We start from the raw sequence: 21,151 nt of genomic DNA on the forward strand, positions 1-21,151 counted from the left end.
TGTCCACAAGCTGCCCGCTACGGATCGCATCACTCAAATAACCAAATGAACTAAACAAATGAAATAACCATAATTGACGACATATAGGGCAAAGGCTAAAAACGAGTCCTGCCTCCACCGCCCACGAGACCGAGCATGGACCTTCGCCAACTGCGCTATTTCATTGCCCTCACCGAATACCGCAGTTTCGTCCGTGCTGCCGAGGCCATGGGCATCACCCAACCCGCGTTCAGTCGCGCCATCCAGAACCTCGAACAGACCCTCGGCTGCATCCTCGTCGACCGCGGCCACAAGGCCCTGCTCCCCACCCCCGAAGGCCAGGTGGTGCTGCAACACGCCCGGCGCCTGGTCCAAGGCGCCGCCCAACTGAACAACGACGTACTGCAGATGACCAAGCTCGACGCCGGCGAACTGCACTTCGGCAGTGGTCCGTCCCTGGCCGTGCGCCTGGTGCCGGAGGCCCTGCGCCACTTCATCGAGCGCCACCCGGGAATTCGCACCGCACTGCAGGTGGACAACGCCGAACGCCTCGGCCAGGCCCTGCGCCGCGAGCAGATCGAATTCTTCGTCGACGACATCCGCCCGTTCGAGGCCGACCCAAACTTCCACACAGAGCCGCTCAGCCCACGTCCTGGCCTGTTCTTCTGCCGCCCCGGGCATCCGCTGCTGGCCAAGGACAGTCTGTCGACCAACGACCTGTTCGCCTACCCGTTGGCCTGCGCCCTGCTCGCCCCTGGCGTGCGCAAACGTCTGGCCAACCTCAGCGGACGGAGCGACTTCACACCGCATCTGCAGACCGAGCACCTGGCGGTGTTGCGCAACGTGGTGCTGGGCAGCAATGCCATTGGCAGCGCCAGCGAAGAGGCCGTGGCCGAGGACCTGGCCAGCGGTCGACTGGTACGCCTACACTGGCGCAACTTGCCACCGGGCCTGGAAGTGCTGAGCGTACGTTGCGGGGTGATCAGTCGTAGCGGCTATCGGCTATCACCGGCGGCACGGGCGATGATCGACATCCTGGTCAGCCTGGATGAGCAGCCAGTGCCCGCAGGCGAGGCGCATCGACAATCTCCACCTCGCCATAACCCAGGCGTACCACGCCGGACTGCTCGAGGTTCCTGAGAATCTGGTTGATGGTCTGGCGCGACAGCGACAGCATCAACGCCAGTTGCTCCTGGGAGATCTGCAGGTGCCACTGGGCGACATCGCGCTCGCCATACCCCTCGGCAATCTGCAACAAGCGGTGGGCCAGCCGTGGCGCGGCCGCCAGCAGGCTCTGCTGCTCCAGGGCGACGAACACCCAACGCAGCTTGTGGCTCATCAACAAGGCCAGGTCGCGCCAGTGCCCCGGTTCACGCGCCAGCCAATCGAGCAAAGGCGCCTGGGGGATCCACAACAACCGCGTCGTCCCTTCCGCATAGGCATCATGGGTACGCGGCTGGCCGTCGAACAGGCTGATCTCGCCGAACCAGTGGGGCGACTCCACCAGCGTCAGCAAGGCCTCCTTGCCCTCGGGGCTGACCGCACCGACGCGCATCGCCCCTTCGAGCACCGCATACAGCCCGCACGGCGCATCCCCGCGCTGGAACAGGCACTGACCCGCCGCCAGCGTTCGCGAACGGCCCAGGGCCAGCAGACTATCCTGAACGGAGAAGGGCAACTGGCGGAACCACTGGCCATGCAGCAACAGAGTACGCGGATCGTCCATGGGGCCTCGCCAGGCGGACTCTGTCGGCCAGGCGACAGACGACGGTGGATGAACAGGGGCAAGCTGCGCTCATCCCTGATGGAGGAACAACAATGAAAAACCTCGTCGAGCACCTGAGTCAATACGCGACCTACCACCGTGACCCACGCAATATCGCCACGCACTTCGTCGGTATACCGCTGATCGTGCTGGCAGTGGCTATCTTGCTGTCGCGGCCCGGCGGGGACCTGGCCGGGCTCTGGCTGTCACCGGCGCTGCTGCTGGCAGGCGGGTCGGTGTGGTTCTACCTGCGCCTGGACCTGCGCTTCGGACTGCTGATGGGGCTGCTGCTGGGCCTGTGCCTGTGGGCCGGCCAGGCGCTGGCGATACGCCCCACCGGGCTGTGGCTGGGCGCAGGACTCGGGACTTTCGTGGTGGGCTGGGCCATCCAGTTCATCGGCCATTGGTACGAGGGACGCAAGCCGGCGTTCGTCGACGACCTCAGCGGATTGATCATCGGGCCGCTGTTCGTGGTGGCGGAGCTGGCGTTCATGCTCGGGCTGCGTGGTGAACTGAAGAAAGCCGTGGAGGCCAAGGCCGGGCCGGTTGCCATGCGCCACAAGAAAGCGACGGCATGACCGGCTGACGCTCCGGAACCCGCCGAAACGATGCCGGCGATCGGGCGAATCACGCCCTCTCAGTGATCATGGTGCAGGTACGCCGCCTGCTTCGGCAGGCGCAGGCTGAACAGGAAGGCCACTGCCATCATGGCGGTCACGTACCAGTAGAACGTGTTCTCCATCCCCAAGGTCTTCAAGCCCAGGGCGACGTATTCGGCCGAGCCACCGAACACCGCGTTGGCCACGGCATAGGCGAGTCCGACCCCCAGCGCGCGTACCTGCGGCGGAAACATCTCGGCTTTCACCAGGCCACTGATCGAGGTGTAGAAACTGACGATGCACAGCGCCAGGGTCACCAGCACGAAGGCCAGGAACGGGCTGGTCACGGTCTTCAGCGCCATCAGCAGCGGAACCGTGAACAGTGTGCCCAGGGCGCCGAACAACAGCATCGAGTTACGTCGCCCGATGCGGTCGGAGAGCATGCCGAACAGCGGCTGCAAGACCATGAACAGGAACAGCGCGCCGGTCATCACGTAGCTGGCGCTCTTGGCGTTCATCCCTGCGGTATTGACCAGGTACTTCTGCATGTAGGTGGTGAAGGTATAGAAGATCAGCGAGCCGCCGGCGGTGTAGCCAAGCACGGTGACGAAGGCCGCGGCGTGATTGCGGAACAGCCCGCTGATGGTACCGGCCTCCTTGTCCTGACGGGTCTCGGCGCTGCTGGTCTCCTTCAGCGAACGGCGCAGCATCAGCGAGATCAGCGCGGCGATGGCGCCGACCACGAACGGAATACGCCAGCCATAGGCGCGCAGCTCCTCCTCGCTGAGCAGTTGCTGCAGCAGCACCAGTACCAGCACCGCCAGCAACTGGCCACCGATCAGGGTGACGTACTGGAACGAGGCGAAGAAGCCACGCTGGCCACGCAACGCCACTTCACTCATGTAGGTGGCGGTGGTGCCGTATTCGCCGCCCACCGAAAGCCCCTGGATCAGCCGCGCCAGCAACAGCAGCGCCGGCGCCCAGGTACCGATGCTGGCGTAGGTCGGCAGGCAGGCGATGATCAGCGAGCCGCCGCACATCATCAGCACCGAGATCATCAGTGAGTTCTTGCGACCATGGCGGTCGGCCAGGCGACCGAAGATCCAGCCACCAATGGGCCGCATCAGAAAACCTGCGGCGAACACACCAGCTGTGTTGAGCAACTGCACCGTGGGGTCGTCCGAGGGGAAGAACGCCGGAGCGAAGTAGATGGCGCAGAAGGCATAGACGTAGAAGTCGAACCATTCAACCAGGTTGCCGGAGGAGGCACCGACGATGGCAAAGATACGTTTACTGCGTTCTTCGCCGGTGTAATAGCTTGAAGTCATGGTGATCTAACTCCTGGAGGGGCACTGCTAAGTCTAGACACAGCTAGTAACAAACTCGTTCCGCTTCCAATAGAACAAGACCTGATCACGGGGCAAGTCTCATCACACACGCTCGATGGCCAACGCCACGCCCTGGCCAACCCCGACGCACATCGTGGCCAGGCCCAGGCGCCCGGCGCGGCTCTCCAACTGGTGCAAGGCCGTCAGCACCAGACGCGCCCCGCTCATCCCCAGCGGGTGTCCCAATGCGATCGCACCGCCATTGGGATTGACCTGCGGCGCATCGTCCGCCAGCCCCAGTTCGCGCAACACCGCCAGGCCTTGGCTGGCGAACGCCTCGTTGAGCTCGATGACATCGAAGTCACTCACGCTCAAACCCAGGCGCTCGGTCAGCTTGCGTACCGCCGGCACCGGGCCGATGCCCATCACCCGTGGCGCAACGCCAGCACTGGCCATGCCCAGCACCCGCGTACGGGGCCTCAGGCCATGGCGCTGCACTGCCTCGGCCGAGGCCAGGATCAGTGCGGCGGCCCCATCGTTCACCCCCGAGGCGTTGCCGGCAGTGACCGTCCCGTCCGGGCCATTGAGCGGTTTGAGCCGGCCCAGGGCCTCCAGGGTGGTGTCCGGACGCAGGTGCTCGTCGCGCTCGACCACGGTCTCCCCCTGCCTGCCGGGGATACGCACAGGCACGATCTCGTCAGCGAAAAAACCTACCGCCAAGGCCGCTGCGGCCTTTTGCTGGCTGCGCAGGGCAAAGGCGTCCTGATCGGCCCGCGACACCTGATAGTCATGGGCGACATTGTCAGCCGTCTCGGGCATCGAATCGACACCGTACCGGGCTTTCATCAAGGGGTTGATGAAGCGCCAGCCAATGGTGGTGTCCTCGAGCGTCATGCTGCGCGAAAAACCATGCTCGGCCTTGCCCATGACGAACGGCGCACGGGACATCGACTCGACGCCCCCGGCGATTGCCAGCGCCATCTCGCCACTGGCAATGGCGCGGAACGCGCTGCCGATGGCCTCCATGCCCGAGGCGCACAGGCGATTGAGGGTCACCCCGGGAACCTGCTCGGGCAGGCCCGCCAGCAGCAACGCCATGCGCGCCACGTTGCGGTTGTCCTCACCCGCTTGGTTGGCACAGCCAAGGAACACTTCATCGAGCAGCTCCCATTGCACACCCGGATTACGCGCGATCAACGCCCTGAGCGGCGCCGCCGCCAGGTCGTCGGCACGGACACCGGCCAAGGCGCCGCCAAAGCGGCCGATGGGGGTACGGATGCCATCGCAGATGAACACGTCGCGCATCATGCCTCTCCTGCCGTCTGGCCATGGGCTGCGGCGGTGCGGGCCTCGAGGTCGCGCAGGACAGACAGCTCCAGCGCACTCGGGGCAGCGGTTTGCTGGACATTGTCGGCAAAACGGATCGCCCAGCCTGTGGCGGCAGCGATCTGCTCACGGCTCACCCCAGGGTGCATGGACGTGACCACGAACTCTTGGCTGCCCTGCTCCGGCTCCATGATGCACAAGTCGGTGATGATGCCCACCGGCCCCTCGCCGGGCAGCCCCAGACGCTTGCGGGCATCACCGCCCTCGCCGTGACCGACCGAGGTGATGAAGTCGAGCTTGTCGACGAAAGCCCGCGGCGACTGCTTGAGGATGATCAGCACCTGCTTGGCCGAGCCGGCGATTTCCGGCGCGCCGCCGGCACCTGGCAGGCGGGTCCTGGGCGCGTGGTAATCACCCACTACCGTGGTGTTGATATTGCCGAAGCGATCGACCTGGGCAGCGCCAAGGAAGCCCACATCGATACGCCCGCCCTGCAGCCAGTAACGAAAGATCTCACCGGTCGATACCACGGTGTCGGCAGTCTCGGCCAGTTCGCCGTCACCGATGGACAGTGGTAGCGCACTGGGTTTGGCGCCAATCGGGCCTGACTCGTAGATCAGCACCACATCTGGCGCGCAAGTCAGCCGCGCCAGGTTGGCGGCCTTGGACGGCAAGCCGATGCCGACGAAGCACACGGCACCATTGCGCAGCCGGCGGGCGGCGGCGACGGTCATCATCTCGGCGGTGGAGTAGCTCATTGCGCGACCTCCGTGGTGCTGGCCAGGCGGGCCTGAAACTCGCTGAAGTCGGCGGTGCCGCGAATGAAAGTGTCGATCCAGGCAATGAACGCTCCACGGTTGCGGGCGATCGGGTCCCAGTCCTGGTAGAAACGGTTGTCGCGTTCGTAGTAGCCATGGGCATAGGACGGATGAGCACCACCGGGCACCAGGCACACCGCGCTGAGTGCCCAGGTCGGCAGCACGCAGGCGTTCATCGGAGCTTCGAGATCATCGACGATCTCCTCGACGGTGACGATGCAACGCCGGGCCGCCAGCGCAGCTTCCTTCTGCACGCCGAGAATGCCCCACAGCAGCACATTGCCCTTGCGGTCGGCTTTCTGCGCATGAATCACGGTGACATCCGGGCGCACCGAGGGCACCGCGGCCAGGACTTCGCCACTGAACGGGCAGGTGACGGTCTTGATCAGCGGGTTGACCTTGGGCAGGTCGGAGCCGGCGTAGGCGCGCAGCACCGCGAACGGCAAGCCCGAGGCGCCGGCGACATAGGCATTGGCCAGATCGGCATGGCTGTGCTCTTCGAGCTCGATGGCATGCGGCCACTGTTTCTCGACGGCGTCACGCAGGCGATGCAGCGAGCCCACGCCCGGGTTGCCGCCCCACGAGAAAATCAGCTTGCGGGCGCAGCCGGCACCGATCAACTGGTCGTAGATCAAGTCGGGGGTCATGCGCACCAGGGTCAGGTCACGCTTGCCCTGGCGAATGATCTCGTGGCCGGCGGCAGTGGGAATGAGATGGGTGAAACCCTCCAGGGCTACGCTGTCGCCATCCTGGACGAACTGCTTCACGGCCTCGCGAAGCGAGAGGACTGCTGCCATTGGAAACTCCGATTCAGTAGGCAGCGGGCCAATGCAACGCTGCGGTGAATCCAGAGTAAGGACGCTGGCAGCTCCCCTACAATCCGAAAACCGCAGTTGCGTGCGATTATCGAACAACTTGTGACCTTGCTATCCATCTCCCGCAGGCACGCTCCACAGCAGCGGCGAAGCTCAGCCAAACAGTTGGTGGCACAGGTCGCGGCTGGTCGCCAGCAGGATCGGCAGGAAGCGTTGCTCCAGCTCGCCGCGGCTGACCCGCCCGACATGAGTACTGACATTCAAGGCCGCCAACACCTGGCCGGAGGCATCGTAGATCGGCACGGCGATCGAGCGCAGCCCCTGCTCCAGCTCCTGGTCGACCACGCACCAGCCCTGCTCACGCACCTGCTGGATGCAGGCGAACAACGATTCGCTGTCGTGCAGGGTACGGCTGGTCCTTGCCTTGAGGTCGGCGCGCTCGAGGTATTCGTGCAGGCTCGCGTCGTCCAGCGCCGCCAACAGGATCCGTCCCATCGAGGTGCAGTAGGCAGGCAGGCGGCCGCCGACCGACAGGTCCACCGAGATCAGCCGCTCCACCGTGGCCGAACGCGCTATATAAAGGATGTCGTCGCCTTCGAGGGTCGCCATGTTGGCCGCCTCGTGCAGTTGTTCGCTGATCCGGTCAAGGTAGGGCTGCGCGGAGACAGCCAGCGGCGTCGAGGACAGGTAGGCATGGCCAAGGGTCAATACCTTGGGCAGCAACGAGTAGGTACGCCCATCGGTGGTCGCATAACCCAGCTTGATCAAGGTGTGCAGGCAACGGCGCACCGCCGCGCGGGGGATCTCCGTACGATGGCTGATCTGAGCGATGGTCAGGTGCCGCTTGCGCTCCTGGAAGGCCTGGATCACCGCCAGCCCACGGGCCAGGGAGGTCATGAAATCAGGATCGCCAGTGAACGCCTGAATGCGTTTGGCTGGCGAAGCCACGATTGGGGGCGCCATGGCCGGGCTGCTGGCGCGGGTGTTTTCACTGGCAACCGGTCCGCTGCGGTCTTCGCTCATGGCTTGCCTCAAAAATCGTCGATTTGTGCGATTATCGAACGAACGGCCGATAATCGCAATTGACCGCTGACACTTTTGCTTATACCTTTCCCCTGCCACATGTGGCTTCTTTGGAGAGACTGGTCAGGTACCCACCGTAGAAGTCCCAGGCAACGGCCTCGCCCTCCAGCGGGGCCGTTTTCATTTCTGCCCCCCGGCAACTTAGTCGCTTGCCAGACTTGAACTTTCTCAACGTCGGGTGGGTAAATCCACGGGCCAAGAGTGAACAACTTCACAGGCTGCTTGTTATTGCCGACAAACAACCGTGGTCTTCGACTTGCCGATTGCTATAATCGAGCACGTTGGTTATCCAGGCGGCACGATGGATCCAACATCCCAGTTTCCATCGCTGCTCGACCCTGCTGCCATGGCACGGATCATCCGCCACAGGACCCTGGCTGCAACCGAAGATTGCCTCCAGTTCTCCACGAGTAGTGTCACGACGATGGTCATCCGCGCTGACGGCATGTCACAGCTACTGTGCACTTCGAAGTCGGCGCCACACTTCAACCTATTCAGGTATTACTGTGACGAAAGAAGAACTGCGCGCAGAACTCGAGCGCCAGGCTGAACGTTACAAGGATGTTTACGGTGGTGAAGTCACCACCTATGCCGCACAACCCGAACCCGAGCGCAAACCCTGGCGCAAACGGGCAAGTATTCTCGACCAGGCCTTTGCCCAGGAAATCGAGAAGATCGAAAAGGAATTGCGCAGCGACGACGACTGAACCTGGGTGATGCCCTCGCGCCATCGGCGCTGAGCCTTGGCGCGGGCGATCCTGGCGGAAACGCCATCAATGAAATGGAATTACACAAATTTCATACAAGCGTTTGAATGATGCAAGCACTTGTATTTAAGCTACAAATCATTGTTTTTCTTGATTTTTAGCCGAAAATTCACAGATTTTCCCAGAGCCACCTGTGGTTTTTACGCACCTTCCCGCCCGGCGCAGCCATGCCATCGGTCTGCGGCAGGTGCATCGATTGCCATGGTTTTCTGGCATAATCCGCCCCCCCTAAGACCGCCAGACAACCTTCATGATCGATTTATTCAGCGGACTGGATGCCTGGGTCGTCGTGAGCCTGATGCTCGCTCTGACCTTCGTACTCGCATTCGAGTTCATCAATGGCTTTCATGACACCGCTAACGCGGTAGCCACTGTCATCTATACCAAAGCCATGCCACCGCACCTGGCCGTGTTCTTCTCCGGCGTGTTCAACTTCCTCGGGGTTCTGCTCGGTGGTGTCGGCGTGGCCTATGCCATCGTCCACCTGCTGCCGGTCGAGCTGCTGATCAATGTGAACACCGGCCACGGCCTGGCCATGGTCTTCTCGCTGCTGGCCGCGGCCATCACCTGGAACCTCGGCACCTGGTACTTCGGCATTCCCGCGTCCAGTTCGCACACCCTGATCGGCTCGATTCTCGGTGTCGGCCTGGCCAACGCCATGATCAACGGCATCCCGCTGGGCGACGGCGTGAACTGGCAGAAGGCGATCGACATCGCCATGTCGCTGGTGGTCTCGCCGATGGCCGGCTTCGCCGTTGCCGCGCTGGTGCTGATCGGCCTGAAGTGGTGGCGCCCGCTGTCGAAGATGCACAAGACCCCGGACCAGCGCCGCAAGCTCGACGACAAGAAGCACCCACCCTTCTGGAACCGCCTGGTGCTGGTGATCTCCGCCATGGGCGTGAGCTTCGTGCACGGCTCCAACGACGGCCAGAAAGGCATCGGCCTGATCATGCTGGTGCTGATCGGCATCGTTCCGGCCAAGTTCGTCCTCGACCTGAACAGCACCACCTACCAGATCGAGCGCACCCGCGACGCCACCCTGCACATGAGCCAGTTCTACCAGCGCAATGCCGCGACCCTGGGCGAGTTCCTGGCGCTGGGCAAGGCCCAGTCGACCGACCTGCCGGAGCAGTTCAGCTGCAACCCGCAGCAGACCGAGCCGACCATCGCCGCGCTGCAGTCCTCGCTTGCTGGCGTGACCGACTACCGCGACCTGAGCGCCGACAAGCGCGTCGAAGTACGCCGCTACCTGCTGTGCCTGGACGACACCGCGAAGAAGGTCGGCAAACTGCCAGGCCTGGAGGCCCGCGAGAAGGCCGACCTGGAGAAGCTGCGCAAGGACCTGACCGCCACCACCGAGTACGCCCCGTTCTGGGTGATCGTCGCCGTCGCCCTGGCCCTCGGCCTGGGCACCATGGTCGGCTGGAAACGCGTGGTGTTGACCGTCGGCGAGAAGATCGGCAAGCAGGGCATGACCTATGCCCAGGGCATGTCGGCGCAGATCACCGCAGCCTGCGCCATCGGCATGGCCAATATCTTCAGCCTGCCGGTGTCCACCACCCACGTGCTCTCCTCGGGCGTGGCCGGTACCATGGTCGCCAACAAGAGCGGCCTGCAAGGTGGCACCGTGAAAACCATCCTGCTGGCCTGGGTCCTGACCCTGCCGGCGTCGATGGGCCTGGCGGCCGGCCTGTTCTGGCTGGCATCCAAGGCCATTGGCTAAGTGATACCGCAGTAGAAAAAGGCGCCTTCGGGCGCCTTTTTCGTTCTGGAGGCCAACGCTCCCTAGCGCTTCTTGCCTCCGAGCAACGACCCCATCAGCCCACGCACCAATTGGCGCCCGAACTGGTTCGCCGCCTGGCGTACCGCCGACTTGATCGCCTGCCCCGCCGCGCTCTGCAGGAATTCCCCAGCCTTGTCGACGAAACTGTCTTCGCCAGCCTTCGATTGCGGCGCCGGCTCCAGCGCCTCGCCCTTGCGCTGGGTGAGTATTTCATAGGCCGATTCGCGGTCGAACGGCTTGTCGTAGCGCCCAGCCAAAGGCGAACTGGCGATCAATGCGCTGCGCTCGGCAGCACTCAACGGCCCGATGCGCGACTGCGGCGGCGCGACCAGCACGCGCTGGACCATCGCCGGCGTGCCCTTGTCCTCCAGCGTTCCCACCAGCGCCTCGCCAATCCCCAGTTCGGTCAGCACCGCCAGGCTGTCGAAGGCAGGGTTGGGGCGGAAACCATCGGCCACGGCGCGTAGCGACTTCTGCTCCTTGGCGGTGAACGCGCGCAGGCCATGCTGGATGCGCAACCCCAATTGCGCCAGCACGGCATCTGGCAGATCGCCCGGCGACTGGGTGACGAAATACACCCCGACACCCTTGGAGCGGATCAGCCGCACCACTTGCTCGAGGCGGTCCTGCAGGGCCTTGGGCGTGCCATTGAACAGCAGGTGCGCTTCGTCGAAGAACAACGCCAACAGCGGCTTGTCGGCATCACCCCGTTCAGGCAGTTGCTCGAACAGTTCAGCCAGCAGCCAGAGTAGGAAGGTTGCATAGACCTTGGGCGCTTCGTGCACCAGACGACTGGCGTCAAGCAGGTGAATGCGCCCGCGCCCGTCGGCATCGAGGCGCAGCAGGTCCTCAAGCTGCAAGGCCGGCTCGCCGAACAGCGCCTCGGCACCTTGCTGTTCGAGGGTGGCCAGGCGACGCAGCAGGGCCTGGGTGGACGCACTGGTCATCAGCGCGCTGTCTTCGCCAAGCAGTTGCGGGTTGTCCCTCAGGTGCCCGAGCAGGGCCTTCAGGTCCTTGAGGTCAAGCAGCAGCAATCCCTCGCGGTCGGCCACCTTGAACGCAGCGTACAGCGCCGCCTGCTGGCTGTCGGTCAACTCGAGCAGGTTGCCCAGCAACAGCGGCCCCATTTCGCTCAAGGTAGTACGCAGTGGATGACCAGACTGCCCGGCGATATCCCACAAGGTCACCGGATAGGCCTGAGGCGTGTGCTTCAGCCAGGGCATCCCGGCAATCCGCTCGGCCACCTTGCCCCGGGGCACGCCCGCCGCGCCCAGGCCGCACAGGTCGCCCTTGACGTCCGCGGCGAACACGGCCACGCCGGCGTCGCTGAACAACTCAGCCAGATGTTGCAGGGTAACGGTCTTGCCGGTGCCGGTGGCCCCTGCTACCAGGCCGTGGCGATTAGCCAGGCGCATGGCCTGGGACACAGGCTGGCCATCAGGGCCGGCACCTACAATCATTTGCGAAGAATCCGACATCTTGATCATTCCCCTGCTCAAGTTTTGTTACATAACGGCCGATAGTTCGGAGTGATTCTCCCCAGAAAGACAGTAACAACCCGAAAAGGACCCACGGGAATTGTTGCACTGTTTTCCAGCCGTGCTTTGTGCGAACGACCCGATAAAAAAACCTTAGCGGACGCCTCACGTCATGAACAAAAGCCTTCGTTTCAGCCACAAGATCCTCATGGCGGCATCACTGATCGTGATTCTCGCCTTCAGCCTGTTCACCCTCTACAACGACTACCTCCAGCGTAATGCCATTCGCGAGGACCTGGAGAACTACCTGGCTGAAATGGGCGACTCGACGTCGACCAATATTCGCAACTTGTTCGATGGTCGTATCAAGCTGGTCGAGAACGTCGCCCAGAACCTGGCCCAGTATCCACAGAATGTCGGCACCCTGCTCGGCCAGAACGCCCTGACCTCGAGTTTCCTGACCATCTACCTGGGCCAGCCCGACGGCAGTTTCACGGTACGCCCCGATTCGAAGATGCCGGATGGCTATGACCCACGCGTACGCCCCTGGTACAAGGACGGTCTGAACGCCGGGGGGACCATTCTTACCGAACCCTACATCGACATGACCACCAACAAGATGGTCATCTCGATCGTCAGCGCCGCCTCACGCTCGGTCGGGGTGGTCGGTGGCGACCTGGCACTCGACGGCCTGGTGGAAATCATCAACTCGCTGAATTTCGGCGGCATGGGCTATGCCTTCCTGGTCAACGACCAGGGCAAGATCCTCGTGCACCCGGACAAGAACCTGGTGATGAAGTCGCTGTCGGACCTGTTCCCGCAGCACACGCCGAAACTCTCCGGCGAGCTGACCGAGGTCGAGCTCAACGGCCAGCCTCGCCTGCTCACCTTCACCCCGGTCAAGGGCCTGCCCTCGGCCAACTGGTATATCGGCCTGTCAGTGGACAAGGACAAGGCCTTCTCGATGCTCAGCACCTTCCGTACTTCGGCGGTGATTGCCACCCTGGTCGCGGTGGTGATCATCATCGCCCTGCTCGGCCTGCTGATCCGCGTGCTGATGCAGCCGCTGCACACCATGACCCGTGCCATGGAAAACATCGCAGAAGGTGAAGGCGACCTGACCCGTCGCCTGGAGATCCACAGCCACGACGAATTCGGCATCCTCGGCACCGCCTTCAACCGTTTCGTCGAACGCATCCACGGCTCGATCCGCGAAGTGTCCTCGGCCACCGAACAGGTCAATGAAGTGGCCTTGCGTGTGATCAGCGCCTCGAACTCGTCGATGTCCAACTCCGACGAACAGTCCAACCGCACCAACAGTGTCGCCGCCGCCATCAACCAGCTTGGCGCCGCCGCCCAGGAGATCGCCGGCAACGCCGCCCAGGCCTCGCAGCATGCCACTTCGGCGCGCCTGCTGGCCGAGGAAGGCCAGCAGGTGGTGCAGCGCAACATCGATGCGATGAACCGCCTGTCGGACCTGATCGTCACCTCCAGCGAACACATCGAGACCCTGAACAACAAGACCGTCAACATCGGTCAGATCCTCGAAGTGATCACCAGCATCTCCCAGCAGACCAACCTGCTGGCGCTCAACGCCGCGATCGAGGCGGCCCGGGCCGGCGAGGCCGGGCGCGGCTTCGCGGTGGTCGCCGACGAGGTGCGCAACCTCGCGCACCGCACCCAGGAATCGGCGCAGCAGGTGCAGACCATGATCGAGGAACTGCAGGTCGGCGCCCGCGAATCGGTCGACACCATGGGCCAGAGCCAGCGCCACAGCCAGGACAGCATGGAGATCGCCAACCAGGCCGGCGAGCGCCTGGGCAGCGTCACCCTGCGCATCGGCGAGATCGACGGCATGAACCAGTCGGTGGCCACCGCCACCGAGGAACAGACCGCCGTGGTCGATTCGATCAACATGGACATCAACGAAATCAACATGCTCAACCAGGAAGGCGTCGAGAACCTGCAGGCCACCCTGCGCGCCTGCTCCGACCTGGAGCAACAGGCCGGCCGCCTGAAACAGCTGGTCGGCAGCTTCCGCATCTGACCCCGCTGCCAATCTCCCTGTAGACGCCAGCCTCGCTGGCGCCTGCCAGGGTGCCCCCTCGAAACACGATCGAACAAACTATCCTTCTACAAGGTCAACCCTCTGGCGAGTCATCCTCGGCACCTCGGTGCCGGATGACACACCCGAGGACGCCCCCGGAGGGATGCTGATCGTGCACATCGCCGACATCGAGGTCGGCGATCCCTACCTCATCGCCTGGGGCGCACTCGAGGTCCGGCGCAAGCTGGACCTGCCGGTGATCGGCTTCTATCACTCCGACCTGCCCCTGCTGGCGCGTCCTCTGCTGGAACGCTGGCGTCGACAGGCGGGTTGAGCGTTTCCCAGAGTGCGGCGGCACCGGGAAACTCGGTGCCGTCCTCGTCGCTCAACGCCTCGGGGTCGAAGCGGGCCAGGCAACCCTCGCCCAAGGTCGGCGGCGCCACGGCGCCGGCCTTGTCACGCGGATCGGCCATGGCCCGCTCCTCGCCTCAGTTGAACACCACGGTCTTGTTGCCGTGCACCAGCACGCGGTCTTCGAGGTGATAGCGCAGGCCGCGGGCCAGGACCATCTTCTCCACGTCACGGCCGAAACGCACCATGTCTTCGATGCTGTCGGCGTGGCTGACGCGTACCACGTCCTGCTCGATGATCGGGCCGGCATCCAGCTCTTCGGTGACGTAGTGGCAAGTCGCACCGATCAGCTTCACGCCGCGCAGCGCCGCCTGGTGGTATGGCTTGGCGCCCACGAACGATGGCAGGAAGCTGTGATGGATATTGATGACCTTTTCGGCATACGCCTGGCACAGCTGCGGTGGCAGGATCTGCATGTAGCGCGCCAGCACCACGGCATCGGCACCGTACTCGGCAACCAGACGCGACACTTCGGCGAAGGCCGGCTGCTTGTCCTTGGGATCGACCGGGACATGGTGGAACGGGATACCGTGCCACTCGACCATGCTGCGCAGGTCATCGTGGTTGGAGATCACGCAAGGGATATCGCAATCCAGCTCGTTGGTGTGCCAGCGATGCAGCAGGTCGGCCAGGCAGTGCGACTCGCGGCTGGCCATCAGCACCACACGCTTCTTCTGTGCCGAATCGGTGATGCGCCAGGTCATGGAGAACTCTTCGGCGATTGGCGCGAAGGCCTCGCGGAAGGCTTCGATACCGAACGGCAGGGATTCGGCGCGAATCTCATGGCGCATGAAGAACCAACCGCTCTGCTCGTCGGAGTGGTGGCTGGCTTCGGTGATCCAGCCATTGTAGAGGGCCAGGAAATTACTGACTTTCGCCACGATGCCGACACGGTCGGGGCAGGCAATCACCAGTCGATAGGTGCGCATTGAGAGGGGCTCCAGAACTTCGCAAAGGCACGTATTCTAACGACCTGGCGGGAAAAACGCAGTATTGATCGAGGGTGTTGCGGCCTGAGGGCAATGGCGCAATCGCAGCCCAGAAATATCCCCTCGTCCTACAGGGGATTTCCGCGCTTCTGGAATATGTAAAAATTTCTTAATCCGATAGCCAGGAGTTCAATCCCCACTATTTAATAGACCCACCCTTTTTTATTTGTTTACTTGTGAGTATCGCCTGTCTATTATTGCCGACACTGTATCCCTTGCAATTGAAATTAAGGACCACTCCATGTCCCTGATCAACGAATACCGCGCTACCGAAGAAGCTATCAAGGAACTTCAGGCTCGTCTGGCCAACCTGTCGCAAGACGACAAGCTGAAGAAAGAACTGGAGTTCGAAGGCAAACTGCGCACCCTGATGGGTGAGTACTCCAAGTCGCTGCGTGACGTGATCGCCCTGCTCGATCCGGAAAGCAAGCTGAGCAAAGCGCCACGTGGCGCGGTCAAGACCACCAGCACCAAACGTGCTCGCAAGGTCAAGCAATACAAGAACCCGCACAACGGCGAGGTTATTGAGACCAAGGGTGGCAACCACAAGACCCTGAAAGAATGGAAAGCCAAGTGGGGCGGCGATGTCGTCGAAAGCTGGGCAACCCTGCTGGACTGATTCGTGCACTGCACGTATTGGTTAAAAACAAAAACGCCGGCACTTGCCGGCGTTTTTGTTTGTCCAGGATCGTCACAACTGGAATTGTATCCGAAGTTGGGCGACATGCTTCTGCCAGGCGTCCAGCACCCTGCGCCCCGCCTCATCGGTCCCTGCCAAACTGCTCTGCAACGCCTGCTCGAAGTCGCCAAGGGTATTCGGTGCGCCCAGGCTCGGATCACTCAGGCGCTGCCGGCAGAAGGCATGCCAGCGTGCTTGCTCCTGGGCATCGAGCGTTTCGTGAAAGTTGCGCGCCCGGTATCTGAACAATAGCTCCGGCAAGCGCGGGTCATCGAACATCCAATGCCCGTGTCCCAATTGAGCAGGATCGACCTGACGTACTTGTTCACACAAGCGCTTGTCGCGATCGCCGATGAATCCGTCATACAACTGTTGTTCCGGATCTTCACTGGCAGCGAAGCCTTCCTCGGCAAAGATAACCTCCAGCTTGTCACGCCAGTGCACCTGTTGATTGGCCAGTTGTTCACCCCTGGCTTGCAGTGCCGCGATATCGATGCCCAACCGTTGCTGATCGACCGGACGCATAACCGATAACGGTGCCAGTACCGGACAACGATTGATGTGGACCAACTTCAGTGGTACCGGTAGTTCGCCATCGGCCATATCCTCACGCCGCGTGTACAAACGCTGACGCAGGGCTTGCGCACTTTCCTCGATCAACGGCGAAGTGTCCTGACCAAGGTCGCAGACAATCAGCGCATTGCGGTTGCGCGGGTGCCAGGCCAACGGCAACACCACGCCAATATAGTTACGTTCGGCCGAGAAACGTCCTGAGACATGTATCAGCGGCTGCAACAGACGAACCTGCTCCATCACTTTGTGCTTGCTGCGCAACTGGAACAGCCAGTCGTACAACTTGGGTTGCCGATCACGAATCAAGCGCGCCAGGGCGATGGTCGCCCGCACGTCGGAAAGCGCTTCGTGGGCATGACCATGGTCGATGCCGTTGGCCTTGCTGAGCAGTTCGAGACGCAGACTGGTACGCCCATCCTGCTGTGGCCAGACGATGCCCTCGGGACGCAGCGCATAGGCTGTGCGCACCACGTCGATCAGGTCCCAGCGGCTGTTACCGCCTTGCCATTCGCGGGCATAGGGGTCGAAGAAGTTGCGATAGAGACTGTAGCGGGTGACTTCATCGTCGAAGCGCAGGGTGTTGTAGCCGACGCCACACGTCCCCGGGCGAGCCAGTTGCTCATGCACCCGGGTCATGAACTCGGCCTCGCCCAGGCCCTGACTGGTCAGCTGCTGTGGCGTGATACCGGTCACCAGGCAGGCTGCCGGATGGGGCAGAATATCGTCCGACGGGCGGCAATAGAGGCTGATTGGAGCCTCGATTTCATTGAGATCGAGGTCGGTACGCACACCGGCCATTTGCAACGGGCGGTCGCAGCGCGGATTGATGCCGGTGGTTTCGTAGTCGTGCCAGAAGATGCTGGAGCTCACGGGGTCTTCCTGTAACAAGGTCGACCAGAGTCTAGCGGGCGATAGCGGGCTGGGGCCAGCGCTCAGGCGGAGGCATTCACCGGACGGAAGCTGAAGTAGTCACGCAGGGAACGGACGAAGTCATCGTACTCGGACGGTGTCTGCAGCAGCATGAAGCCTGCGTCGAAGTGTCCCGGCGTCTCGTCTTCGCGGCACCACAGGCAACTGGCGGTGAGGTTGATGAACTGCAGGCCGCCACCGCTCAGCGGCACGCGCAACTGCAGCTCGAACTCCGGCCCCACCAGCAGCGGCAACTGACTGATCAGCATCAGGCCGTCTTCGGAGGCGTTGCCCAGGTAGCCGATTGGTTGGTCGGTGAGACGGTTGAAGACCTTGAGTACGCAAGGCAACTGGTGGCGTTCGATATGGCGTTCGATAAACATGGTCGCAATACGGTCCTGTACCCGGTGCCAGGAAGACAAGGTACTGGCGATCAACGTTACATCCAGTCAACAGATTAGCCCAGCCCACCTGTCCGATAGCATGAAATCATCGACACCTTGGGATTAACGCCAAGGTGTGGTCGACACCGGATTGGCCACCGCCGGCTCGCTGCCCCGCAGGTGCCCGAGCTTCTCCAGGGTCTGCAGGCGCGCCTGGGCACGGTAGGCATACTCGTTGCGCGGATACTGCTGGATCAGGTACTGGTAGGTCTGCGCCGCATCGACATAGAGCTTCTCGCGCTCCAGGCACTGGCCACGCAACAACGACGCCTCGGGGTGGATGAATGGCCGGGCACGGCTGGTGCGGTCGACCTGGGACAGCTCCAGCATCACACGGGCGCAATCGCCGCGATCATAGGCGCGGTAGGCATTGTTCAGATGGTGGTCCATGGACCAGCGGGTGCAACCGACGACACTGGCCGCCATGGTCAAAACGATCAGGGTGCGCATGGGAAATCTCCTTTGATGGGCAGTGTATCGGCCTTGCACGGCAAATCTTCACAGCCTTTTGCAAGCATACCCTTGCCGTTCAAACGCTACCTTGGTTTACCCACAGGTAGTGCAACGGAACAATGACTACAGCGAGATTCAGGAGTAGCCTCTCGCTGCGCTTCACTATAGGAGTCTGTGCATGACCATCCGCCGTACCAAAATCGTCGCCACCCTTGGCCCCGCCAGCAACTCGCCGGAAGTGATCGAACAACTGATCCTCGCCGGCCTGGACGTGGCACGCCTGAACTTCTCCCACGGCACCCCGGACGAGCACAAGGCCCGCGCCCGCCTGATCCGCGACATCGCCGCCAAGAACGGCCGACACGTCGCGCTGCTGGGCGACCTGCAGGGTCCGAAGATCCGCATCGCCAAGTTCGCCAACAAGCGCATCGAACTGAAAGTCGGTGACAAGTTCACCTTCTCCACCGCCCACCCGCTGACCCAAGGCAACCAGGATATCGTCGGCATCGACTACCCGGACCTGGTCAAGGACTGTGGCGTCGGTGACGAACTGCTGCTCGACGATGGCCGCGTGGTCATGCGCGTCGAGACCGCCACCGCGGATGCCCTGCACTGCGTGGTGATCATCGGCGGCCCACTGTCGGACCACAAAGGCATCAACCGCAAAGGTGGCGGCCTGACCGCGCCGGCCCTGACCGAAAAAGACAAGGCCGACATCAAGCTGGCCGCGGAAATGGACCTGGACTACCTGGCCGTGTCGTTCCCGCGTGACGCCAGCGACATGGAATACGCCCGCAAGCTGCGTGACGAAGCCGGCGGCAGCGCCTGGCTGGTGGCCAAGATCGAGCGCGCCGAAGCCGTCGCCGACGACGAGACCCTCGACCAGCTGATCCTCGCCTCCGACGCGGTCATGGTCGCCCGTGGCGACCTGGGCGTGGAAATCGGCGACGCCGAGCTGATCGCCATCCAGAAGAAGATCATCCAGCACGCCCGCCGCAACAACAAGGCGGTGATCGTGGCGACCCAGATGATGGAGTCGATGATCCAGAACCCGATGCCGACCCGCGCCGAAGTGTCCGACGTGGCCAACGCCGTGCTCGACAACACCGACGCGGTGATGCTGTCGGCCGAGAGTGCCGCCGGTGCGTATCCGATCGAGGCGGTCCAGGCCATGGCCCGTATCTGCTCGGGCGCCGAAAAGCACCCGACCAGCCAGAAGTCCAGCCACCGCCTGCATACCACCTTCGAGCGCTGCGACGAAAGCATCGCCCTGGCGGCGATGTACACCGCCAACCACTTCCCGGGGGTGAAGGCGATCATTGCCCTGACCGAGAGCGGCTACACCCCGCTGATCATGTCGCGCCTGCGTTCGCACGTGCCGATCTTCGCGCTGTCGCCGCACCGCGCCACCCAGGCCCGTGCCAACATGTTCCGCGGCGTCTACCCGATCGCCTTCGACCCGGCCTCGCTGCCGGCCGACAAGGTCAGCCAGGCAGCCGTGGACGAGTTGCTCAAGCGTGGCCTGGTGGAACAGGGCGACTGGGTGATCCTGACCAAGGGCGACAGCTACCACACCATCGGTGGCACCAACGGCATGAAGATCCTGCACGTGGGTGATCCGCTGGTCGGCTGATTCTTCGTCCGTCGTCATCGCGGGGCAAGCCCGCTCCCACGCAACCGACGTGGGAGCGGGCTTGCCCCGCGATGCGTTTCAGGCCTCAGGCATGTTCGCTGAACACATCGGCCAAGACCTGGTTGCGCGGCACCCCGGCGATGAACAAACGCCGGGCAAGGCGCTCGACCGTCGCCGGCGCCCCGCACAGCAGCACCATCGTCTGCCGCGCAGACGGGCGTAATCCACTCAGCGCATCCTCCAGCTGGTCGACCAGCACCAGTTCCACCGTCACCCCCGGCAACGATTGCAACGCCTCGCCCAGGTAATGCCCGACAGGGGCATGGGCCACATGCAGCACCTTGATCTCCCCCTGGTGGCCCTGGCGCAGCGCCTCGCGCAGGATCCCCCACAACGGCGCCAACCCGGTGCCCGCCGCCAGCAGCCACAATGGCCGCGCCTGCCAGTCAGGGTCGTAATGCAATGCGCCACCACGCAACTCGCCCAACCTCAGCTCATCGCCCACCTTCAATTGCCTGGCCCTGTCGCAGAAAGCACCGGTACGGCGACAGTCGATGTGGAACTCCAGGAAGACGTCCTCATCCGGCAGGCTCGCCAGTGAATACGGACGCGCGATCTCGCCGTTCCACAGCACCAGGTGTTGTCCGGCCTGGTAGCGCAATGGCCGTTCAGGCAGCAGGCGCAGGCGCAGCACGTCGGCGAACCAGTCCAGTTCGCTGACCTTCGCCGGTACGCCGTCCTGTCGTGGGTCGAACAGCGCCACGCGCAAGTCGCCGGAAATCGCGCACTGGCATGCCAGACGCCAACCCTGCTCGCGCTTGCCCGCTTCCAGCGCCTCGGGTTTCGCATCAAGGGGCAGGCCATCCAGGCAGCGCACCAGGCAGGCGTGACAACTGCCAGCCCGGCAGCTGTAGGGCACATTCAAGCCGGCCTCGTTGAGGGCATCCAGCAGGTTGCTGTCGCTTGGCACGGTCCATTGGCGCTCGCCCACGCAAAGTTCGGGCATCGTCGGGTATCTCGTCAGGTTGGGGGCAGTGTCGTGGCTGTTCGCCGGCAAGGCCGGCGTCTGCAGGGAACGGGCACGATGACATCCTACGCCAGCAGCAAGAACGATGCCTGCCTCGTGCCGACCATGGTCCAGACCATGTGCAGGTGTTTCACACCGAGAGGCGCGGTATACTGCCGCGCCTTTTTGTGCCGGCCCGACCAGCCGGCGCCTTGCCAGGCGTTCCTGACATACAGGTGTGCACTGTCGGAATGCCTTTACGAATGT

20 protein-coding genes are annotated in these 21,151 nt (G+C 63.0%); 8 read left to right on the forward strand and 12 right to left on the reverse strand.

Annotated features, from left to right (window positions below; translation table 11 throughout):
• The first annotated feature begins 135 nt into the window (after nucleotides 1-135).
• Nucleotides 136-1,119 (forward strand): LysR family transcriptional regulator, encoded by a 984-nt coding sequence (locus F3J43_RS08405; protein ID WP_166884654.1) that lies wholly within the window; start codon nucleotides 136-138, stop codon nucleotides 1,117-1,119.
• Here the strand turns inward: F3J43_RS08405 and F3J43_RS08410 are convergent.
• Entirely contained in the window at nucleotides 1,019-1,705 is a 687-nt protein-coding gene (locus tag F3J43_RS08410) for a Crp/Fnr family transcriptional regulator (protein ID WP_166884656.1), read from the reverse strand. The two genes, F3J43_RS08405 and F3J43_RS08410, sit on opposite strands and share 101 nt — an antisense overlap.
• Before the next feature lie 92 nt (nucleotides 1,706-1,797).
• Here F3J43_RS08410 and F3J43_RS08415 point away from each other — a divergent pair, with 92 nt between their 5' ends.
• Entirely contained in the window at nucleotides 1,798-2,322 is a 525-nt protein-coding gene (locus F3J43_RS08415; RefSeq protein WP_166884658.1) for an Mpo1 family 2-hydroxy fatty acid dioxygenase, read from the forward strand.
• A 59-nt stretch (nucleotides 2,323-2,381) separates the two neighbouring features.
• Here F3J43_RS08415 and F3J43_RS08420 read toward each other — a convergent pair whose 3' ends face one another.
• The 5 genes from F3J43_RS08420 to pcaR all read right to left on the reverse strand — a co-directional run bounded on the left by F3J43_RS08420 (nucleotide 2,382) and on the right by pcaR (nucleotide 7,653).
• The gene (locus F3J43_RS08420; RefSeq protein ID WP_166884661.1) at nucleotides 2,382-3,671 is read right to left on the reverse strand and encodes an MFS family transporter; all 1,290 of its coding nucleotides are present in this window, start codon (nucleotides 3,669-3,671) and stop codon (nucleotides 2,382-2,384) included.
• 102 nt (nucleotides 3,672-3,773) lie between these two features.
• The gene (gene pcaF / locus F3J43_RS08425) at nucleotides 3,774-4,976 is read right to left on the reverse strand and encodes a 3-oxoadipyl-CoA thiolase (RefSeq protein WP_166884663.1); all 1,203 of its coding nucleotides are present in this window, start codon (nucleotides 4,974-4,976) and stop codon (nucleotides 3,774-3,776) included.
• Nucleotides 4,976-5,755, reverse strand: coding sequence for a CoA-transferase subunit beta (locus F3J43_RS08430; protein WP_166884666.1), 780 nt, complete (start codon nucleotides 5,753-5,755; stop codon nucleotides 4,976-4,978). Before F3J43_RS08430 ends, pcaF begins: the two co-directional genes overlap by 1 nt.
• Nucleotides 5,752-6,612, reverse strand: coding sequence for a CoA transferase subunit A (locus F3J43_RS08435; RefSeq protein ID WP_166884670.1), 861 nt, complete (start codon nucleotides 6,610-6,612; stop codon nucleotides 5,752-5,754). Before F3J43_RS08435 ends, F3J43_RS08430 begins: the two co-directional genes overlap by 4 nt.
• 171 nt (nucleotides 6,613-6,783) lie before the next feature.
• Nucleotides 6,784-7,653 carry a pca regulon transcriptional regulator PcaR gene (gene pcaR / locus F3J43_RS08440; RefSeq protein WP_166884674.1) on the reverse strand — a complete coding sequence of 290 codons (870 nt, stop codon included), beginning with the start codon at nucleotides 7,651-7,653 and terminating at the stop codon, nucleotides 6,784-6,786.
• A gap of 566 nt (nucleotides 7,654-8,219) precedes the next feature.
• Here pcaR and F3J43_RS08445 point away from each other — a divergent pair.
• Nucleotides 8,220-8,420, forward strand: a complete 201-nt coding sequence (locus F3J43_RS08445) for a hypothetical protein (protein ID WP_166884676.1) — start codon at nucleotides 8,220-8,222, stop codon at nucleotides 8,418-8,420.
• A gap of 310 nt (nucleotides 8,421-8,730) precedes the next feature.
• Complete coding sequence (locus tag F3J43_RS08450) at nucleotides 8,731-10,203, forward strand: inorganic phosphate transporter (RefSeq protein ID WP_166884679.1); 1,473 nt, start codon at nucleotides 8,731-8,733, stop codon at nucleotides 10,201-10,203.
• 62 nt (nucleotides 10,204-10,265) lie between these two features.
• On the opposite strand, the gene F3J43_RS08455 is transcribed toward F3J43_RS08450, so the two are convergent.
• A complete protein-coding gene (locus tag F3J43_RS08455) occupies nucleotides 10,266-11,723 on the reverse strand; it encodes a helicase HerA-like domain-containing protein (RefSeq protein ID WP_353618211.1) in 1,458 nt (485 codons plus the stop codon).
• A gap of 190 nt (nucleotides 11,724-11,913) precedes the next feature.
• On the opposite strand from F3J43_RS08455, the gene F3J43_RS08460 reads away from it, so the two are divergent.
• Together F3J43_RS08460 and F3J43_RS23790 are read left to right on the forward strand one after the other, a co-directional pair.
• Nucleotides 11,914-13,788 (forward strand): methyl-accepting chemotaxis protein, encoded by a 1,875-nt coding sequence (locus F3J43_RS08460; RefSeq protein WP_166884685.1) that lies wholly within the window; start codon nucleotides 11,914-11,916, stop codon nucleotides 13,786-13,788.
• 163 nt (nucleotides 13,789-13,951) lie between these two features.
• Nucleotides 13,952-14,122 carry a hypothetical protein gene (locus F3J43_RS23790; RefSeq protein WP_205297719.1) on the forward strand — a complete coding sequence of 57 codons (171 nt, stop codon included), beginning with the start codon at nucleotides 13,952-13,954 and terminating at the stop codon, nucleotides 14,120-14,122.
• A gap of 154 nt (nucleotides 14,123-14,276) precedes the next feature.
• Here the strand turns inward: F3J43_RS23790 and purU are convergent, their stop codons facing one another.
• The gene (gene purU, locus F3J43_RS08470; RefSeq protein ID WP_166884688.1) at nucleotides 14,277-15,128 is read right to left on the reverse strand and encodes a formyltetrahydrofolate deformylase; all 852 of its coding nucleotides are present in this window, start codon (nucleotides 15,126-15,128) and stop codon (nucleotides 14,277-14,279) included.
• Nucleotides 15,129-15,429: 301 nt separating this feature from the next.
• On the opposite strand from purU, the gene mvaT reads away from it, so the two are divergent.
• On the forward strand, nucleotides 15,430-15,807 hold the full coding sequence (mvaT, locus tag F3J43_RS08475; protein WP_166884690.1) for a histone-like nucleoid-structuring protein MvaT: 378 nt from the start codon (nucleotides 15,430-15,432) through the stop codon (nucleotides 15,805-15,807).
• Nucleotides 15,808-15,879: 72 nt separating this feature from the next.
• Here the strand turns inward: mvaT and sbcB are convergent, their stop codons facing one another.
• The 3 genes from sbcB to F3J43_RS08490 form a co-directional block, all read right to left on the reverse strand.
• Entirely contained in the window at nucleotides 15,880-17,310 is a 1,431-nt protein-coding gene (gene sbcB, locus F3J43_RS08480; protein WP_166884692.1) for an exodeoxyribonuclease I, read from the reverse strand.
• A gap of 62 nt (nucleotides 17,311-17,372) precedes the next feature.
• Complete coding sequence (locus tag F3J43_RS08485; protein ID WP_166884694.1) at nucleotides 17,373-17,732, reverse strand: PilZ domain-containing protein; 360 nt, start codon at nucleotides 17,730-17,732, stop codon at nucleotides 17,373-17,375.
• Between the two features lie 123 nt (nucleotides 17,733-17,855).
• Entirely contained in the window at nucleotides 17,856-18,242 is a 387-nt protein-coding gene (locus F3J43_RS08490) for a tol-pal system YbgF family protein (RefSeq protein ID WP_166884697.1), read from the reverse strand.
• Between the two features lie 181 nt (nucleotides 18,243-18,423).
• On the opposite strand from F3J43_RS08490, the gene pyk reads away from it, so the two are divergent.
• Nucleotides 18,424-19,878, forward strand: a complete 1,455-nt coding sequence (pyk, locus tag F3J43_RS08495) for a pyruvate kinase (RefSeq protein ID WP_166884699.1) — start codon at nucleotides 18,424-18,426, stop codon at nucleotides 19,876-19,878.
• 85 nt (nucleotides 19,879-19,963) lie between these two features.
• Here the strand turns inward: pyk and F3J43_RS08500 are convergent, their stop codons facing one another.
• Complete coding sequence (locus F3J43_RS08500) at nucleotides 19,964-20,884, reverse strand: iron-sulfur-binding ferredoxin reductase (RefSeq protein WP_166884701.1); 921 nt, start codon at nucleotides 20,882-20,884, stop codon at nucleotides 19,964-19,966.
• Nucleotides 20,885-21,151: the final 267 nt, after the last annotated feature.

Source organism: Pantoea sp. Cy-639 (assembly GCF_011752525.1).
Taxonomy (GTDB): domain Bacteria; phylum Pseudomonadota; class Gammaproteobacteria; order Pseudomonadales; family Pseudomonadaceae; genus Aquipseudomonas.

Excerpts from the sequence above, each read along its gene's own strand:
- F3J43_RS08405 (WP_166884654.1), top strand. The coding sequence starts at position 136 with ATGGACCTTCGCCAACTGCGCTATTTCATTGCCCTCACCGAATACCGC.
- F3J43_RS08410 (WP_166884656.1), bottom strand. The coding sequence starts at position 1,705 with ATGGACGATCCGCGTACTCTGTTGCTGCATGGCCAGTGGTTCCGCCAG.
- F3J43_RS08415 (WP_166884658.1), top strand. The coding sequence starts at position 1,798 with ATGAAAAACCTCGTCGAGCACCTGAGTCAATACGCGACCTACCACCGT.
- F3J43_RS08420 (WP_166884661.1), bottom strand. The coding sequence starts at position 3,671 with ATGACTTCAAGCTATTACACCGGCGAAGAACGCAGTAAACGTATCTTT.
- pcaF (WP_166884663.1), bottom strand. The coding sequence starts at position 4,976 with ATGCGCGACGTGTTCATCTGCGATGGCATCCGTACCCCCATCGGCCGC.
- F3J43_RS08430 (WP_166884666.1), bottom strand. The coding sequence starts at position 5,755 with ATGAGCTACTCCACCGCCGAGATGATGACCGTCGCCGCCGCCCGCCGG.
- F3J43_RS08435 (WP_166884670.1), bottom strand. The coding sequence starts at position 6,612 with ATGGCAGCAGTCCTCTCGCTTCGCGAGGCCGTGAAGCAGTTCGTCCAG.
- pcaR (WP_166884674.1), bottom strand. The coding sequence starts at position 7,653 with ATGAGCGAAGACCGCAGCGGACCGGTTGCCAGTGAAAACACCCGCGCC.
- F3J43_RS08450 (WP_166884679.1), top strand. The coding sequence starts at position 8,731 with ATGATCGATTTATTCAGCGGACTGGATGCCTGGGTCGTCGTGAGCCTG.
- F3J43_RS08455 (WP_353618211.1), bottom strand. The coding sequence starts at position 11,723 with ATGATTGTAGGTGCCGGCCCTGATGGCCAGCCTGTGTCCCAGGCCATG.
- F3J43_RS08460 (WP_166884685.1), top strand. The coding sequence starts at position 11,914 with ATGAACAAAAGCCTTCGTTTCAGCCACAAGATCCTCATGGCGGCATCA.
- F3J43_RS23790 (WP_205297719.1), top strand. The coding sequence starts at position 13,952 with ATGCTGATCGTGCACATCGCCGACATCGAGGTCGGCGATCCCTACCTC.
- purU (WP_166884688.1), bottom strand. The coding sequence starts at position 15,128 with ATGCGCACCTATCGACTGGTGATTGCCTGCCCCGACCGTGTCGGCATC.
- mvaT (WP_166884690.1), top strand. The coding sequence starts at position 15,430 with ATGTCCCTGATCAACGAATACCGCGCTACCGAAGAAGCTATCAAGGAA.
- F3J43_RS08485 (WP_166884694.1), bottom strand. The coding sequence starts at position 17,732 with ATGTTTATCGAACGCCATATCGAACGCCACCAGTTGCCTTGCGTACTC.
- F3J43_RS08490 (WP_166884697.1), bottom strand. The coding sequence starts at position 18,242 with ATGCGCACCCTGATCGTTTTGACCATGGCGGCCAGTGTCGTCGGTTGC.
- pyk (WP_166884699.1), top strand. The coding sequence starts at position 18,424 with ATGACCATCCGCCGTACCAAAATCGTCGCCACCCTTGGCCCCGCCAGC.
- F3J43_RS08500 (WP_166884701.1), bottom strand. The coding sequence starts at position 20,884 with ATGCCCGAACTTTGCGTGGGCGAGCGCCAATGGACCGTGCCAAGCGAC.